Source organism: Nitrospirillum guaranorum (genome assembly GCF_034653275.1).
Classification (GTDB): Bacteria; Pseudomonadota; Alphaproteobacteria; order Azospirillales; family Azospirillaceae; genus Nitrospirillum.
On record NZ_JAYEES010000001.1, the window covers coordinates 632,233 to 646,425 of the forward strand.

Annotated in this window: 11 protein-coding genes; 5 read left to right on the forward strand and 6 right to left on the reverse strand. The window is 68.3% G+C overall.

The genetic code is table 11. The annotated features are described in order from the left end of the window. Nucleotides 1–30: 30 nt before the first annotated feature. A complete protein-coding gene (locus UAJ10_RS02490) occupies nt 31–1,746 on the reverse strand; it encodes a thiamine pyrophosphate-dependent enzyme (RefSeq protein WP_322913786.1) in 1,716 nt (571 codons plus the stop codon). Between the two features lie 275 nt (nt 1,747–2,021). Between UAJ10_RS02490 and UAJ10_RS02495 the strand changes: the two genes are divergently transcribed. Continuing rightward, nucleotides 2,022–3,647, forward strand: a complete 1,626-nt coding sequence (locus UAJ10_RS02495) for a fumarate hydratase (protein WP_322913787.1) — start codon at nt 2,022–2,024, stop codon at nt 3,645–3,647. Between the two features lie 251 nt (nt 3,648–3,898). Then, a complete protein-coding gene (locus UAJ10_RS02500; RefSeq protein WP_322913788.1) occupies nt 3,899–5,452 on the forward strand; it encodes a hypothetical protein in 1,554 nt (517 codons plus the stop codon). Between the two features lie 73 nt (nt 5,453–5,525). Here UAJ10_RS02500 and UAJ10_RS02505 read toward each other — a convergent pair whose 3' ends face one another. The 3 genes from UAJ10_RS02505 to UAJ10_RS02515 form a co-directional block, all read right to left on the reverse strand. Further along, nucleotides 5,526–6,590 (reverse strand): HD domain-containing phosphohydrolase, encoded by a 1,065-nt coding sequence (locus tag UAJ10_RS02505; RefSeq protein WP_322913789.1) that lies wholly within the window; start codon nt 6,588–6,590, stop codon nt 5,526–5,528. After that, on the reverse strand, nt 6,580–8,643 hold the full coding sequence (locus UAJ10_RS02510; protein ID WP_322913790.1) for a hybrid sensor histidine kinase/response regulator: 2,064 nt from the start codon (nt 8,641–8,643) through the stop codon (nt 6,580–6,582). The genes UAJ10_RS02505 and UAJ10_RS02510 overlap by 11 nt, the downstream gene beginning before the upstream one ends. A 315-nt stretch (nt 8,644–8,958) precedes the next feature. Further along, entirely contained in the window at nt 8,959–9,315 is a 357-nt protein-coding gene (locus UAJ10_RS02515) for a DUF4870 family protein (protein ID WP_322913791.1), read from the reverse strand. A 321-nt stretch (nt 9,316–9,636) separates the two neighbouring features. Between UAJ10_RS02515 and UAJ10_RS02520 the strand changes: the two genes are divergently transcribed. Further along, nucleotides 9,637–10,677, forward strand: coding sequence for a Gfo/Idh/MocA family oxidoreductase (locus UAJ10_RS02520; RefSeq protein WP_322913792.1), 1,041 nt, complete (start codon nt 9,637–9,639; stop codon nt 10,675–10,677). Nucleotides 10,678–10,779: 102 nt separating this feature from the next. Here UAJ10_RS02520 and UAJ10_RS02525 read toward each other — a convergent pair whose 3' ends face one another. Beyond that, the gene (locus UAJ10_RS02525) at nt 10,780–11,202 is read right to left on the reverse strand and encodes an organic hydroperoxide resistance protein (protein ID WP_463667859.1); all 423 of its coding nucleotides are present in this window, start codon (nt 11,200–11,202) and stop codon (nt 10,780–10,782) included. Nucleotides 11,203–11,440: 238 nt separating this feature from the next. Between UAJ10_RS02525 and UAJ10_RS02530 the strand changes: the two genes are divergently transcribed. Then, nucleotides 11,441–11,962, forward strand: coding sequence for a MarR family winged helix-turn-helix transcriptional regulator (locus UAJ10_RS02530; protein ID WP_416235335.1), 522 nt, complete (start codon nt 11,441–11,443; stop codon nt 11,960–11,962). A 3-nt stretch (nt 11,963–11,965) separates the two neighbouring features. Here UAJ10_RS02530 and UAJ10_RS02535 read toward each other — a convergent pair whose 3' ends face one another. Further along, nucleotides 11,966–12,829, reverse strand: coding sequence for a LysR family transcriptional regulator (locus UAJ10_RS02535; RefSeq protein ID WP_322913794.1), 864 nt, complete (start codon nt 12,827–12,829; stop codon nt 11,966–11,968). 142 nt (nt 12,830–12,971) lie between these two features. Here UAJ10_RS02535 and UAJ10_RS02540 point away from each other — a divergent pair, with 142 nt between their 5' ends. Further along, nucleotides 12,972–14,018, forward strand: coding sequence for a zinc-binding alcohol dehydrogenase family protein (locus UAJ10_RS02540; protein WP_322913795.1), 1,047 nt, complete (start codon nt 12,972–12,974; stop codon nt 14,016–14,018). The last annotated feature ends 175 nt before the right edge of the window (nt 14,019–14,193 follow it).

A 14,193-nucleotide genomic window follows, 5' to 3' on the forward strand; every position in this document is an offset into this window, starting at 1 on the left:
TGGCAATCAACCTTTGGCTGCGACCTTGCGTCAAGGGCGCACCGCCCCCTCCAGCAGCTCGACCACCTCGCTTCCCCGCCCGGCCAGGATGCCTTTGGCGGAATAGAGGGCGGTGCCCACCACCTGGGCCATTTCCACCTTGGGCGGCATCACCAGTTCATAGCGGTCGACCTTCACATCCAGCAGGGCGGGGCCCGGGGTGGACAGCCAGTCGCGCACGGCGGCCTCCAGGTCCTGCGGCCGTTCCACGCGGCGCCCCCATAGGCCGATGGCCTCCGCCACCCGGGCGAAATCGGGGTTTTTCAGGTCGGTGTAGGTATCCAGCAGGCCTTCCACCTTCTGTTCCAACTCCACGAAACCCAGCGAGCCGTTGTTGTAGACCACCACCTTGATGGGCAGGGTCTCCTGCACCGTGGTCAGCAGGTCGCCCATCAGCATGGCCAGGCCGCCGTCGCCCGACAGGGAGATGACCTGGCGGCCGGGGAAGGCGGCCTGGGCGCCCAGGGCCTGGGGCATGGCGTTGGCCATGGTGCCGTGGCTGAGGCTGACGACGGTGCGGTTTTGGCCCGTGGCAGGCACGTGGCGCAGACACCACACCATGGGCGACCCGCCGTCGGCGGTGTAGACGGCGTCGGCGGCGGCGTGGCGGGCCACCGTCTCCGTCAGGTATTGCGGGTGGATGGTGTCGCCCCCGCCGGCCACGGCGCGCTTCTCCAGCTTGGCATTGGCCTTGGCGGCGTGGTCCAGCGCCGCGTTCAGGAAGGTGCGATCCTCGCGCGGCGTGAGGCGCGGCAGCAGGGCCTCCAGCGTCGGCGCCACATCGCCCACCACGCCCAGGTCCACCGGATGACGGCGGCCCAGGTGGGCGCCGTCGATGTCCACCTGGATGATGGTGGCCTTCTGCGGATAATACTGCCGCCAGGCGAAGTCGCAGCCCAGCAGCAGCAGGGTGTCGCAGTCCATCAGCGCTTGGTAGCCGCCGGCCGTGCCGAAGATGCCGGTCATGCCCACGTCATAGGGGTTGGCCGGTTCCAGGAAATCCTTGGCGCGGGAGGTGCGCGCCACCGGCGCCTGCAACCGTTCCGCTAGCGCAACGACCTGGTCGTGGGCATCCTCGCATCCGGCACCGCCATAGATGGCGATCTTGCCGCCGGCATTCAGCAGTTCGGCCATGCGGTCCAACTCGGCATCGCTCGGCCGCACCACCGGCCGCGTGCGATGGGCGGTGAAGGCGGGCTCCTCCGGCGCGTCGGCGCTGGAGACGTCGACGGGCACGATCAGCACGGCCACGCCGCGCTTGGTCAGTGCCGCCTGCGCCGCCATGGCCGTCATGCGCCGCGCCTGGGTGGGCGTGCGGATTTCTTCGCAAAAGACGCTGGCCGGCTTGTACACGGCCTTGAAGTCGACCTCTTGCGGGAAGTCGAAGCCCAGCTCATCCCGCGTGATCTGGCTGGCGATCAGCACCACGGGGGCGCGGTTGCGGTGGCTTTCATACAGGCCGTTGATGAAGTGCAGGCCGCCCGGCCCGCACGATCCGGCGCACAGGGCCAGTTCGCCCGTCAGCAGGGCATCGGCCCCGGCCGCCATGGCGCCCGCCTCCTCATGCCGCACATGGATCCAGCGCATCTCGCTGCGGCGGATGGCGTCGGTGACGTGGTTCAGGGTGTCACCCGGCACGCCATAGCAACGCCGGGCGCCGGCGTCGAACAAGGTTTCCACGATGATGTCGGCGACGCTGCGGCTCATGCCTCTTCCTCCTGCTGGCCCTTCCACCTGGCGGGACGGGGCAATAACCCCCGAAGGGGACGGGAAGGTTCCGGTGTGCGGCGAAGCCGCGCAGGCGGCTGGCTGGCCCGTGGCCGGATTGGTTGGGGTGTCAACATAAGAAGGGGGAGGTGTTGCGCGCGGCGCAGATGACAGGGGCGGATGGGTGGCGTAAGGTCCCCGCCGGCCACGGGAGCCGCCCGTGACCAGGGCCCGCCGGAACGCACCGGCCGGGCCGGATTATCGGGAGAGCCCCAATGCCAGACGTCGGCGGTGAAAGCCGGGAGTTCACGCTGTTCCCCGTGGCCAAGGACGCCACCAGCTACCGCAAGCTGACCAGCGACTACGTGTCGACCACGACCTTCGACGGGGAAGAGATCCTGAAGGTCGAGCCCGAGGGCCTGCGCCTGCTGGCCGAACAGGCCTTCATCGACATCAACCACCTGCTGCGCCCCGGCCACCTGGCCCAGCTGCGCGCCATCCTGGATGATGCCGAGGCCTCGCCCAACGACCGCTTCGTGGCGCTGGACCTACTGAAGAACGCCTCCATCGCCGCTTCGGGCATCCTGCCCATGTGCCAGGACACCGGCACCGCGATCATCATGGGCAAGAAGGGCCGCCGCGTCTGGACCAAGGGCGGGGACGAGACCGCGCTGGGCGGCGGCGTGCTGGACGCCTACGCCAAGCGCAACCTGCGCTACAGCCAGGTGGCGCCGCTGTCCATGTACGAGGAAAAGAACACCCGCACCAACCTGCCGGCGCAGGTGGACATCTACGCCGAGGGCGACGACGCCTATAAGTTCCTGTTCATGGCCAAGGGCGGCGGCTCGGCCAACAAGACCTTCCTGTTCCAGGCCACGCCCTCGGTGCTGGCGCCCGACCGGTTGCTGCCCTTCCTGGAAGAGAAGATCAAGTCGCTGGGCACCTCGGCCTGCCCGCCCTACCATCTGGCCATCGTCATCGGCGGCACCAGCGCCGAGATGAACCTGAAGACGGTGAAGCTGGCCTCGGCCCGCTACTACGACGGCCTGCCCACCCAGGGCTCGGAAAGCGGCCACGCCTTCCGCGACCTGGAGATGGAGGCTGCCGTCCACAAGCTGAGCCAGACCATGGGCATCGGCGCGCAGTTCGGCGGCAAGTACTTCTGCCATGACGTGCGGGTCATCCGCCTGCCGCGCCACGGCGCCTCCCTGCCCATCGGCATCGGCGTCTCCTGCTCCGCCGACCGCCAGGCGCTGGCCAAGATCACCCGCGACGGCATCTTCCTGGAGGAGTTGGAGCACGATCCTGCCCGCTTCCTGCCGGAAATCGACGCCAGCCAGCTGGCGGGCGAGGTGGTGAAGATCGACCTGAACCGCCCCATGTCGGAAATCCGCGAGACGCTGTCGCGTTACCCCATCCGCACCCGCGTGTCGCTGACCGGTCCGCTAATCGTGGCCCGCGACAGCGCCCACGCCCGCCTGCGCGCCGGGCTCGAGGCGGGACAGCCGCTGCCGGATTACTTCAAGAACCATCCCATCTACTACGCCGGCCCGGCCAAGACGCCGACGGGCTACGCTTCCGGCTCCTTCGGTCCCACCACGGCCGGCCGCATGGACAGCTTCGTCGACCAGTTCCAGGCGGCGGGCGGCTCCTTCGTCATGCTGGCTAAGGGCAACCGCAGCCCGGCGGTGCGCGAGGCCTGCAAGAAGCACGGCGGCTTCTACTTGGGTAGCATCGGCGGCGCCGCCGCCCGCCTGGCCCAGGATTGCATCAAGAAGGTGGAATGCATCGCCTTCGAGGATCTGGGCATGGAGGCCATCTGGCGCATCGAGGTGGAGGACTTCCCCGCCTTCGTCGTCATCGATGACAAGGGCAACGACTTCTTCCAGGAATTCACCTGATCCGGAAGGGCGTTTGGGCGCGAAGCCTATGCGCGTGACGTGAGGAAGGCCGGTCCCGTCGGGATCGGCCTTTTTCCTTGCGCCGTGCAAACCCGCCTGTGAGTGCGGGTGGCGGCACGGGCTGACCAAAGATTGCAAATCCGCTCTTTCCCACCATTATGCGTACGCCTATCAGGCGGCCTTAGCCTTTTCTTAACCACGCGGCCCCTAAACTGGGGAAACTGGATCGGTACAGCATGGAGGCAGTTGCCATGCCGGGGTTGTTGAGCCGCATCATCGCCTGGTTTTCAGAAGGGCCGGCGCCCACCGCCGGCACGGGGCGTGTGACGGCTCCCAATCCCGATGCCGCCCTTGATCTGGACGCCGGCGATCCGGGCCCTGAAGAAGCCGTCTTCCGCCAGCGTCTCAAGGCCGTGCTGGGGCCGCGCAAGGCCGCCGCCGCCGGCTGCGTCCAGTTCGTCGGCCTAGAAAGCCTGAAGGAAAAGCTGGGGCCGCGCTGGAACGGGGTGCAGACCCGGGTGCACGGCATGATCGAGAAGCTGTTGCGCCAGAACCTGGCGGCGGATGACGTCTTTTACGGCTATGGCACCGAAACCTACGTGGTCGTTTTCGCCCGGCTGACCCCCGTCCAGGCCGGCCTTGTGTGCGCCAAGGTGATGCAGGAGTTGCAGCGACTGCTGTTGGGCGAGCCCGACCTCGCCAGCATCGTCGTGCGCACGGCCGCGCGCGAGGCCTCGGGCGATCTCGTGCTGAAGCCCGAGCGGCTGGCCGACCTGCTGGCCAGGATGGCCGCGCACGCCCAACCCACGGCGCCGCTGGCGCCGGCCGGCGCGATGGAAGAAACGCCGGAACCGTCGCCGTCCCCGCGCCACCCTCCGGCGCCTCAGCCAACTTCACAGGCCCCCTTATCACAAGCTCAGGCCGCCGCCGCACTGGCCGAAATCGGGCGGGGGCAGGCCGTGGCCGCTGCCGCCGTCGCAGCCAAGGGCGGCGACGATGACCCCTGGGCCCATTTGCGGCCGGTGCTGGGCCCGCTGGAGGTGGTGTACCGCCCCGTGTGGGACGTGCGGGGCCAGGCGCTCAGCCTCTATATCGCCAGTCCCCGCCGCCAGCGGGTGGGGGGGCGCCAGCATGTTTATGGCTATGACACGCTGACGCCGCCGGCCGGCGGCGTCACCCCTGCCGGCACCGCCAACGGATTGCAGGAAATCCTGGACCTGGACCGCGAGACCCTGCGCCAGGCGGTGGACGCCTATCTGGAGCTGTACGACAACCGCTTCCGCTATTACCTGGCCCTGCCGGTGCATTTCGAGACGCTGGCGGGAACCAGCCGCCGCCGCGCCTATCTGGACCTGGCCAGTCATATCCCGGCCCATCTGCGCCCCTTCATCACCTATCAGCTGATGGGGGTGCCGGACGGCGTGCCGGTGGGCCGGCTGACCGAGCTGGTCAGCGTCCTGCGGCCCCTGGGCCGGGGCGTGACGGTTTGCGCGGATTTGTCACCCCAGGCCCAGGCCACCTTCGCCGCCGCGGGCCTGAAGGGGGTGACCGTCTCCCTTGGCGGCACCGTCCCGCGCGGCCGGCTGATCCAGGATCTCTATCTCGCGGGGGCGGAGGCTCGCCGTCGCGGGCTGCACATCCTGGTTGACGGCATCGACACGCCGGATATGGAGCGGGTGGCGGAAGAGGCGGGCTGCACCTTCATGACGGGTGACCTGATCGGCCCGTGGGTGGATTTCCCGGGCCATGCCACCCGCCTGTCACGCTCCGACGTTCTCGACCAAGCCGTGCCGCTGGACCGTTGAGCGGTCCGTTGTCGGCGCTCGCCGGCACACGGCGCGGACCATGGCGCGCCAGTAGGGCGTCACAGGCGGGGCGTCACACCCCGACCTCAACCCGCAAGTCCAGCAATTCATTCAAATGGGCCAGGACCAGGTCGACCAGCGCCGGGTCGAAGTGGCGGCCGGACTGGGCGCGCAGGTGGTCCGAGACTTGGTCCGCCGTCCACGGCTCTTTATAGGGACGGCGGGACAGCAGGGCGTCGAACACGTCGGCCACGGCGACGATGCGGCCGGACAGCGGGATGGCCTCGCCCGCCAGGCCTTGGGGATAACCGCTGCCGTCCCACTTTTCATGATGGGTGATGGCGATCTCGGCCGCCAGATCCAGGACGGGAATCCGGCTGCCGCTCAGGATGCTGGCGCCGGCGTCGGCGTGGGTCTTCATCACCTGCCATTCCGGGTCGGTCAGCCTCCCGGGCTTCAGCAGGATGGCGTCGGGAATGGCGACCTTGCCGATGTCGTGCAGCGGGGCGGCGCTGGCCAGCAGCTCGGCGTCCGGCTCCAACCAGCCGGCCAGGCGGGCGATGCGGCCGGACAGGGCGCCGATGCGGTTGACGTGGCGGCCGGTCTCATCATCCCGGAACTCCCCCACGGCGCACAGGCGCCGCACCACTTCCAGGTGGGTGTGCTCCAGGTCGCGGGTGCGCTGGGCCACGGCCGCCTCAAGGCGGCTGGCCTGGGTTTCCTTGTCACGCAGCAGCATCTGCAGTTCCAGCAGGTTCTGCACGCGGGCCAACATCTCCCACAAGGCGAAGGGCTTGGAAATGAAGTCACGGGCGCCAGCCTCCAGCGCCGCGCGGCGGGTCTGCTCATCGCCTTGCGCCGTCACCACCAGGATGGGCGGGCGCTGGCCCGGGCTCAGCGCATGGGCGGCGCGGATGAAGGCGGGGCCATCCATGCCGGGCATACGGAAGTCCAGCAGGATCAGGTCCGGCGCCAGGGAACCGTACAGCGCCAGGCCTTCGCGCGGGTCGCAGGTGCCGGTGACGTTGGCGTAGCCGGCCGCGGCCAGCACGCCTTCCATCAATTCGACGTTGGCGGCCAGGTCATCCACCACCAGGATACGGGCGTTTTTGACCAGGTCGGTGGCGTCAAACGGCATCGACCGGCTCCATAGCGTCGGCCAAGGCCTCCATGAACTCTTGCACGTTCAAGGGCTTGGTCAGGTACCGGCGGAATCCGGCGCGCAGGCCCTTCTCTATTTCGCGGGGCAAGGCGTTGGCGCTCAACGCCAGGACGGGAATGCCGCGGGTCTCCTCCCGGTCCTGCAGCCGGGCCAGGACGTCGAAACCGCTCATGCCCGGTAGGTTGATGTCCAGCACGATGACGTCGGGCTGGTGGCCCATGGCCAGGTCCAGGCCCGTCACCGGGTCGGCGGCGATCAGCAACTTGGTGTCTGGCACGGTCTCCATCAGGTCGCGCATCAGCTGGATGTTGGACGGGTTGTCCTCGACATACAGCATGGTGCGGGGCCGGGTCTGGGCCAGCGGGTTGTTTTCGGCCCCCGGCGCGCGCGGTTCGGGCGCCATGTTCAGGGCCACCGGAAGGCTGACGGTGAAGGTGCTGCCCTCGCCCAGCACGCTGGCCACCTCGATCGTGCCGTCCATGGCGGACAGCAGCCGGCGGGTGATGGTCAGGCCGATGCCCGTGCCCGGAATGTCGCTGTATTCCTGGCCCAGGCGGTTGAAGGGCTGGAACAGGTCGCCCAGCTTGTCGGGCGCGATGCCTTCGCCCGTGTCCTGCACGGACAGCGACAGGCGACCCGGCGCCGGCGCGGCGCCCAGGGTGACGCGCACGGTGCCGCCGGGGCGGTTGTACTTAACCGCGTTGGATAGCAGGTTGCTGACCACCTGGATCAGGCGGGTGCGGTCGGCCAGGACGGGCGGCGCCACCTCGGGCAAGACGGCGGCGATGGTCACCCGCGCCTTTTCCGCCACCGGCTGCAGGGCGTTCAGCACATCCTCCACCACCAGGCGGGGATCGACCGGTTCCAGCGACAGCGTCAGCTGCCCGGCCTCGATGCGGGCCAGGTCCAGCACCTCGTCGATCAGGCGCAGCAGGTGGTTGCCATTCTTGACGATCTGCTGGACGCCGCGCTCCTGCTTGGGCGTCATCGGCTCGCGCGCCTTGTTGTATTCCATCAGCTGGGCGAAGCCGAGGACGGCGTTCAACGGCGTGCGCAGTTCATGGCTCATGCTCGCCAGGAATTCGGACTTGGCCTGGTTGGCGGCCTCGGCCCGGCTGCGGGCGGCGGCCAGGTCGCGGGTACGCTCCGCCACCGCCTCCTCCAGCCCCTCGCGCACGCGCAGCAGTTCCTCCTCCGCCCGCCGGCGCTCCTCCACCTCCGCCTCCAGGGCGCGGTTGGCCGCCTTCAGGCGCTGGGCCTCGCGCTCCGCGGCGGCGTTCAGGCGGCGGTCGGCGAGCGCGGTCACCAGCGCCAGCATCAGCAGGCCATAGGTGGCACCGGCGACGATGATGGCCAGCGGCCCGCGATCCACATCCGCCGGGGCGGGGGCCAGCGGGTCCAGGGTCAGCACCGTGGCCGTCATGCCGGTGTAGTGCATGCCGCAGATGGCGACGCCCATGATCAGGGCGGCCAGTGCGCGGTGCCAGCCGTGCTTCAGGCTGACGGACAGCATCAGGGCCACCGTGGCGGCCGCCATGGCGATCAGGACGGACAGGGCGAACAGGCCGGGGCGGTAGGCGATCCGGCCCGGCACCTCCATCGCGGCCATGCCGGTGTAATGCATCACGGCGATGCCCAGGCCCACGACCGTGCCGGCCAGGGCGAAGCGGATGACGCTGTTGCGGCCATGGCGCACCGCCTCCAGGCCCAGGGCGACGAAAACGATGGCCGTCAGCAGCGACGCCAGGGTCAGCGTGGGTTCCCACGCCACGGGCAGGGCCACCTGGAAGGCCAGCATGCCGATGAAATGCATGGCCCAGATGCCGCCACCCAGCGCGCAGGCGGCGCCCAACTGCCAGGCCAGGCGCGACCGGCCCGTGGAGCCGGTCATGCGTTCCGCCATGTTCAGGGCGACGAAGGAGGCGAAGACGGCGGTCAGGTAAGACAGCAGCACCAGCCACGGGTTGTGGCTGAAGGCGACACCTTGATCATCGGTGCTGAAGCATAAACCCGGGAAAACCACCCGCATAGACATGCCCCCAAGTGTTCCGCGTGGCAAACGCGGACTGTAGGCGCCGAAACCCACCCCTCCGGCGCGTCGTGCTTCTTGGCGAAACCATCGGGTCGTGGCCGATGGTTCGGCTGGAAAACATTAAAGGACTATACCATCGTGCCGGTGGGGCACCATGCCTTGAATGCGTTATTGCCCGGGAACGGTATATAAAGCGTTACCGCCGTTGGCGGTCATGAGGGGCCATGGCCCGATGCCGCCCGTGCTCCACCCGTTCGCATGCGTCATCCATTCGCATGCGTCGCCACGGCCGTGCTGATGCCCGGCCGTCGCTTATATCACCCAGCCTTGGGGGTTCAGGATAGGCTTGGCGTCGATGGCGCGGGTCAGGGCCACGACCACCCGCACGACGGCCCAGATGCTGCCGATGAACAGGGTGATGAATTCCATGCCCACCACCCGTAGCGCCAGGGCGCAGAGGGCGAACAGCACGCAAATCCAGAAGGTGCGGATGGCGAAGGTCATGTGGCCTTCGTAAATGGTGCCAGCGAAGTCCGGCCGCTTGACATAGGCCATGACCAGGCCCAGTGGGAACGCCCCGACCAGATAGAGCAGATGAACAAGGATGGACCACAGCCGGGCTTTGTCGCCTTCGGCAGGCGCGGTGGCGGGGGTCCCGGCAAGGCTCATCACGCGTCCTTTTGAATTGGGTGAATACAAAATTAGGATTTCGGAACAGGAATTCGGAAATATGGCTTCAGAATAGGCATTTGATGAAAGGGGCGGAATGGTCGCCGTCATTCCAGTATCGATACGTGCGGCGCACTTCTTGGAAAGTCATATAGGGCAAATATGATCGCGCGCCACCGAATTTGAGAATTTAGTTTGGAAATTATGGGTTAGGTTGCAACATTAATTCATTAATGGGCAATTTTGTTTGATTTTGAGCTGCCGGATACTGTAAATCGCCGGTTAATGTGGTGATCCCACCTTGAAGGAGCAGCGTAGACGATGATTGGCACCGCCCTGTGCGCCTATGGCCTGTCCGGCCGTGTGTTCCATGCCCCCCTCATCCTGGCGGAACCGGCCCTGTCGCTGCGCGCCATCCTACGGCGCTCCGGCGCCGATGGGGCGGAGCCGGCCGGCGCCCGCGTCGTGGCGGACTTCCAGGCCATCCTGGATGATCCGGCCATCGGGCTGGTGGTGGTCAACACGCCCAACGCCCTGCATTTCCCCATGGCCCAGGCGGCGTTGGCGGCGGGGAAGCACGTGGTGCTGGAAAAGCCCATGACCATCACCCTGGAAGAGGGGCGCCACCTGATGGCCCAGGCCAAGGCGGCGGGCCGCCTGCTGGCCGTATTCCATAACAAGCGCCTGGACGCCGAATACCTGACCCTGGGCCGTCATCTGGCCGCCGGCGACCTGGGCCGCCTGGTGGAGGTGGAATGGCACTACGACCGGTACCGCGCCCACGTGACGCACAAGGCCTGGAAGGAGGATGAGCAGCCGGGCGCCGGCACTTGGTTCGACCTGGGCATCCACCTGGTGGACGGCATGCTGCGCCAGTTCGGCCGTCCCCTGTCGGTGGCGGCAGAAATGCGCTCACTGCGCCGGGCGGAGGGGGCGACGGACTATTTCGATGTCCGTTTCCGCTATGCCGATCACCGGGTCATCCTGCGATCCAGCACCTATGTGCGCGAGCCGGGGCCGGTGCTGGCGGCCCATGGCGACAAGGGTTCCCTGGTCATTCCCAAGGGTGACGTGCAAGAGGCGCAAATGGCCGCCGGCGTGAAGCCCGGCGATGCCGGCTGGGCCGTGGTGACCACGCCCGCCCTGCTGCATACCGAGCGCGCCGGCGCGGTGGTGCGGGAGGAGGTGGCGCTGGAGGCGGGCCGCTACCAGGACTTCTACCGCAACGTGGCCGACGCCCTGGCCGGCCGGGCGCCCCTGGCCTTCGGGCCGGAGCCGGCGTTCGAGGCCCTGGCCCTGGTCCATCGCGCCATCGAGGCGGCGCGCCAGCCTGGCCTGTCCTGCGACATCGCGTACGAATAGGCGCGCAAGGCGTTGATGAAATGGGAAAGGCCGGCATCGCGATCAGGCGATGCCGGCCTTTCCTTTCAGGCACCGGGAGGGGGCCGGCGCCTGGAAAACCCCTTAGGCGACGTTCAGGCGAACGTCCAGGTTGCCGCGAGTGGCGTGGGAGTAGGGGCACACGATGTGCGCCTGCTGCACCAAGCTGTTGGCGGTTTCGGCGTCGACGCCCGGCAGGGTGATGGTCAGGGCGACGTCCAGGCCGAAGCCGGTGCCATCCTCACGCGGGCCAATGCCCACCTGGGCGCTGACGGTGGCGTTCTCCGGCACCTTCACCTTGGCCTTGCCGGCCACGAACTTCAGGGCGCCCAGGAAGCAGGCGGAGTAACCGGCGGCGAACAGCTGCTCGGGGTTGGTGCCGTTGCCGCCGGCGCCGCCCAACTCCTTGGGCGTGGTCAGCTTGACGTCCAGGATGCCGTCGACGGACTTGGCCTGGCCCTCACGGCCACCGGTGGCGGTGGCGGAAGTGGTGTAGAGGATGGGCATGATCATCTCCGTGGTTTCAACTGGTTGGGTCAACTTTTGGGGCCGGTCCCACCGAGGTTCGGCTGGGTCATCGGCGCCGGTGAGGTGATAATTGCGCGATAACGAATTGCGCACAATTTGTTAGTCGACATAGTCGCTATGCGCAAATCGATTGCGCGCAATTCGTTGTTGGGTGCTAGCCTGCCGTAGATCGCGCGTCCGCTTCCCTGGGCGCCGCCGGAGAAGTGAGGGCGTCATCATGGCCCAGGACCACCAGGACACCACGCATCAAGGTATGGAGATGGCAGGCCCCGGCAAGCGGGCCGCCGACAAGGCCACCTTGCTGAGCAACCAGCTGTGCTTCAGCATCTATTCCGCCGCGCACCTGTTCAACCGCACCTATAAGCCGCTGCTGGACCGGCTGGGGCTCACCTATCCGCAGTACCTGGTGATGCTGGTGCTGTGGTCCGGGGACGGGCTGACGGTGAAGGCCATCGGGGAGCAGTTGGACCTGGATTCCGGCACCTTGACGCCCTTGCTGAAGCGGCTGGAGGCGGCGGGCCTGGTCAGCCGTCAGCGCGACCCGCAGAACGAACGCTTGGTGCGCGTCACCCTGACCCAGGCCGGACGCGCATTGCAGGATCACCTGGGCACGGTGCAGCAGGCGATCCTGTGCGCCACCGGTCTCAACCTGGATGGGCTGAAGGCGCTGAAGGCCCAGGTGGACGGGCTGCGCGCCGGCCTGGCGGCTAATCTCGGCCCGGCGGACCAGGACGGCTGACGCCTAGCGGGCCAAAGCCTGCGCCATGTGGTCGAGAAACGCGCGGATGCGCGGTGTGCGTTGGGCGTCACGGTGCACGCCGGCCCAGATTTCGCGCGGCGGGGCCGGGGTCGGCGTGTCCACCGCCACCAATCCGCGCGCCTGGGCCATGACATGGGGCAGGGCGGCCAGGCCCGCGCCCCCGGCGCAGGCCACGGCCTGCAGGTCGCGGCTGTTGGTCCGCAGGGCATGCCGGGCATCAGGCGCCAGGGCCAGCAGCCAGGGCAGGTCGGCCAAGCCGCCGAAGCTCTCGTTCATCAGGATCAGGCTGTGGCCGGCGGCCCCCCGGGTGAAATCGGGCGCGCCGTGCCGGGCCAGGTACGCCGGCGCCGCGTAGAGGCCGAAGCCCACGGTGGCCACCCGGCGTTGCGCGATCTCGTTCTGGTCGAAGCGGTGGAAACGGAAGGCCACGTCCGCCTCCCGCCGGGTCAGGCTGTACAGCCGGGCGTCGGTCACCAGTTCCACCGTGATGCCGGGGTGGACGTCGTGGAACCGGGCCAACTGCGGGCCCAGCAGCCACTGCCCCACCCATTCCGGGGACGTGGCGCGCACCGCGCCCTCCAGTCCCACATCCAGGCCGGTGGCGGCCCGCTCCGCCGCCAGCGCCTCCGTCTCCATGCGCTCCGCCCCGGCCACCAAGCCGGTGCCCGCTTCGGTCGGGACGTAGCCCGCCGGTGTGCGCTGAAACAGGCGGGTGCCCAGCCGGGTCTCCAACGCCTCCAGCCGCCGCCCCACCGTGGGCTGGCTGACGCCCAATTGGCGGGCGGCGCCCGACAGGGTGCCCTGCCGGGCGATGGCCAGGAAATACCGCAGATCGTCCCAGTCCATCGGCTTCTTCCCTCATCGACGTCCATTCATAAATGAATAGTGTGTCTTTGGTCCTGTCAATTGATGATCAGAAGGGAATAGGCAACCTTGGAGGAATGCACGCCGCCGCTGACGGCGGCCCAAACCAACGAGGTCGTTCATCATGAAAGCCGTCGGTTATTACCAGAACCAAGCCATCGACCAGGCCGACAGCCTGGTGGATCTGGAGCTTCCCACCCCCGTGGCCACCGGCCGGGACCTGCTGGTGCGGGTTGAGGCCATCTCGGTCAACCCCGTGGACACCAAGGTCCGCCGCAACGCTGCCCCGGTCGGGGGCGCGGCGCGCATCCTGGGTTGGGACGCCGTGGGCACGGTGGTCGCGACCGGTCCGGAAGTGACGCTGTTCAAGGCCGGTGACGCCGTGTTCTATGCCGGCGCGCTGGAGCGCCCCGGCACCAATGCTGAATTCCATCTGGTGGATGAGCGCCTGGTGGGTCCCAAGCCCGCCAGCCTGACGGCGGCGGAGGCCGCGGCCCTGCCGCTGACCAGCATCACCGCCTGGGAAATGCTGTTCGACCGCATGGGGGTGGCTCGGCTGCCGGCCGTTGGCGGAGGGGACGGGACTGACAACGGTGGTACCGCCGGCGTGCTGCTGATCGTGGGCGGTGCCGGCGGCGTCGGCTCCATCGCCACCCAGCTGGCCCGCCGGCTGACGGGCCTGACGGTCATCGCCACCGCCTCGCGGCCCGAAACGCGGGACTGGAGCCTGGCCATGGGCGCCCATCACGTCATCGACCACCGCCAGCCGTTGGAACCCCAGGTGCGGGCCATCGCACCCGGCGGCGCCACCCACGTCATGAGCCTGACAGCGACGGAGCAGCATTTCCCCGCCATCGCCGCCCTGATGGCGCCGCAGGGCAAGTTGGCCCTCATCGATGATCCGGCCCAGCCGGTGGACATCACCCTGCTGAAGCGCAAGAGCATCTCCCTGCATTGGGAGTTCATGTACACGCGCTCCATGTTCCAGACGCCGGATATGATCGCCCAGCATGAGCTGCTGGGCGAGGTCTCGCGCCTGGTGGACGCGGGCGTGTTGCGCACGACGATGACCCAGGATCTGGGCCCCATCAACGCCGCCAACCTGCGCCGCGCCCATGCCGTGCTCGAAAGCGGCACGGCCCGGGGCAAGCTGGTGTTGTCCGGCTTTTAAAGCGGAAGGCTGGCCTGGGGCGGGCCCGGGCCAGCCGGACTTCCCATGACCAATCCTTATCCAGCAGGAGGCCGGCCATGCACCGGGTCCCCCCACGGCGGAGCATCGCCCGCCGCATTCTCGACGGGTTCATGCTGGCCGGCCGGCGCTGGCTTGTTGGCCGCCCCGCGGACCT

Bases quoted from the DNA above. Each gene is read 5' to 3' on its own strand.
- UAJ10_RS02490 (WP_322913786.1), bottom strand. From the start codon at position 1,746: ATGAGCCGCAGCGTCGCCGACATCATCGTGGAAACCTTGTTCGACGCC.
- UAJ10_RS02495 (WP_322913787.1), top strand. From the start codon at position 2,022: ATGCCAGACGTCGGCGGTGAAAGCCGGGAGTTCACGCTGTTCCCCGTG.
- UAJ10_RS02500 (WP_322913788.1), top strand. From the start codon at position 3,899: ATGCCGGGGTTGTTGAGCCGCATCATCGCCTGGTTTTCAGAAGGGCCG.
- UAJ10_RS02505 (WP_322913789.1), bottom strand. From the start codon at position 6,590: ATGCCGTTTGACGCCACCGACCTGGTCAAAAACGCCCGTATCCTGGTG.
- UAJ10_RS02510 (WP_322913790.1), bottom strand. From the start codon at position 8,643: ATGCGGGTGGTTTTCCCGGGTTTATGCTTCAGCACCGATGATCAAGGT.
- UAJ10_RS02515 (WP_322913791.1), bottom strand. From the start codon at position 9,315: ATGAGCCTTGCCGGGACCCCCGCCACCGCGCCTGCCGAAGGCGACAAA.
- UAJ10_RS02520 (WP_322913792.1), top strand. From the start codon at position 9,637: ATGATTGGCACCGCCCTGTGCGCCTATGGCCTGTCCGGCCGTGTGTTC.
- UAJ10_RS02525 (WP_463667859.1), bottom strand. From the start codon at position 11,202: ATGCCCATCCTCTACACCACTTCCGCCACCGCCACCGGTGGCCGTGAG.
- UAJ10_RS02530 (WP_416235335.1), top strand. From the start codon at position 11,441: ATGGCCCAGGACCACCAGGACACCACGCATCAAGGTATGGAGATGGCA.
- UAJ10_RS02535 (WP_322913794.1), bottom strand. From the start codon at position 12,829: ATGGACTGGGACGATCTGCGGTATTTCCTGGCCATCGCCCGGCAGGGC.
- UAJ10_RS02540 (WP_322913795.1), top strand. From the start codon at position 12,972: ATGAAAGCCGTCGGTTATTACCAGAACCAAGCCATCGACCAGGCCGAC.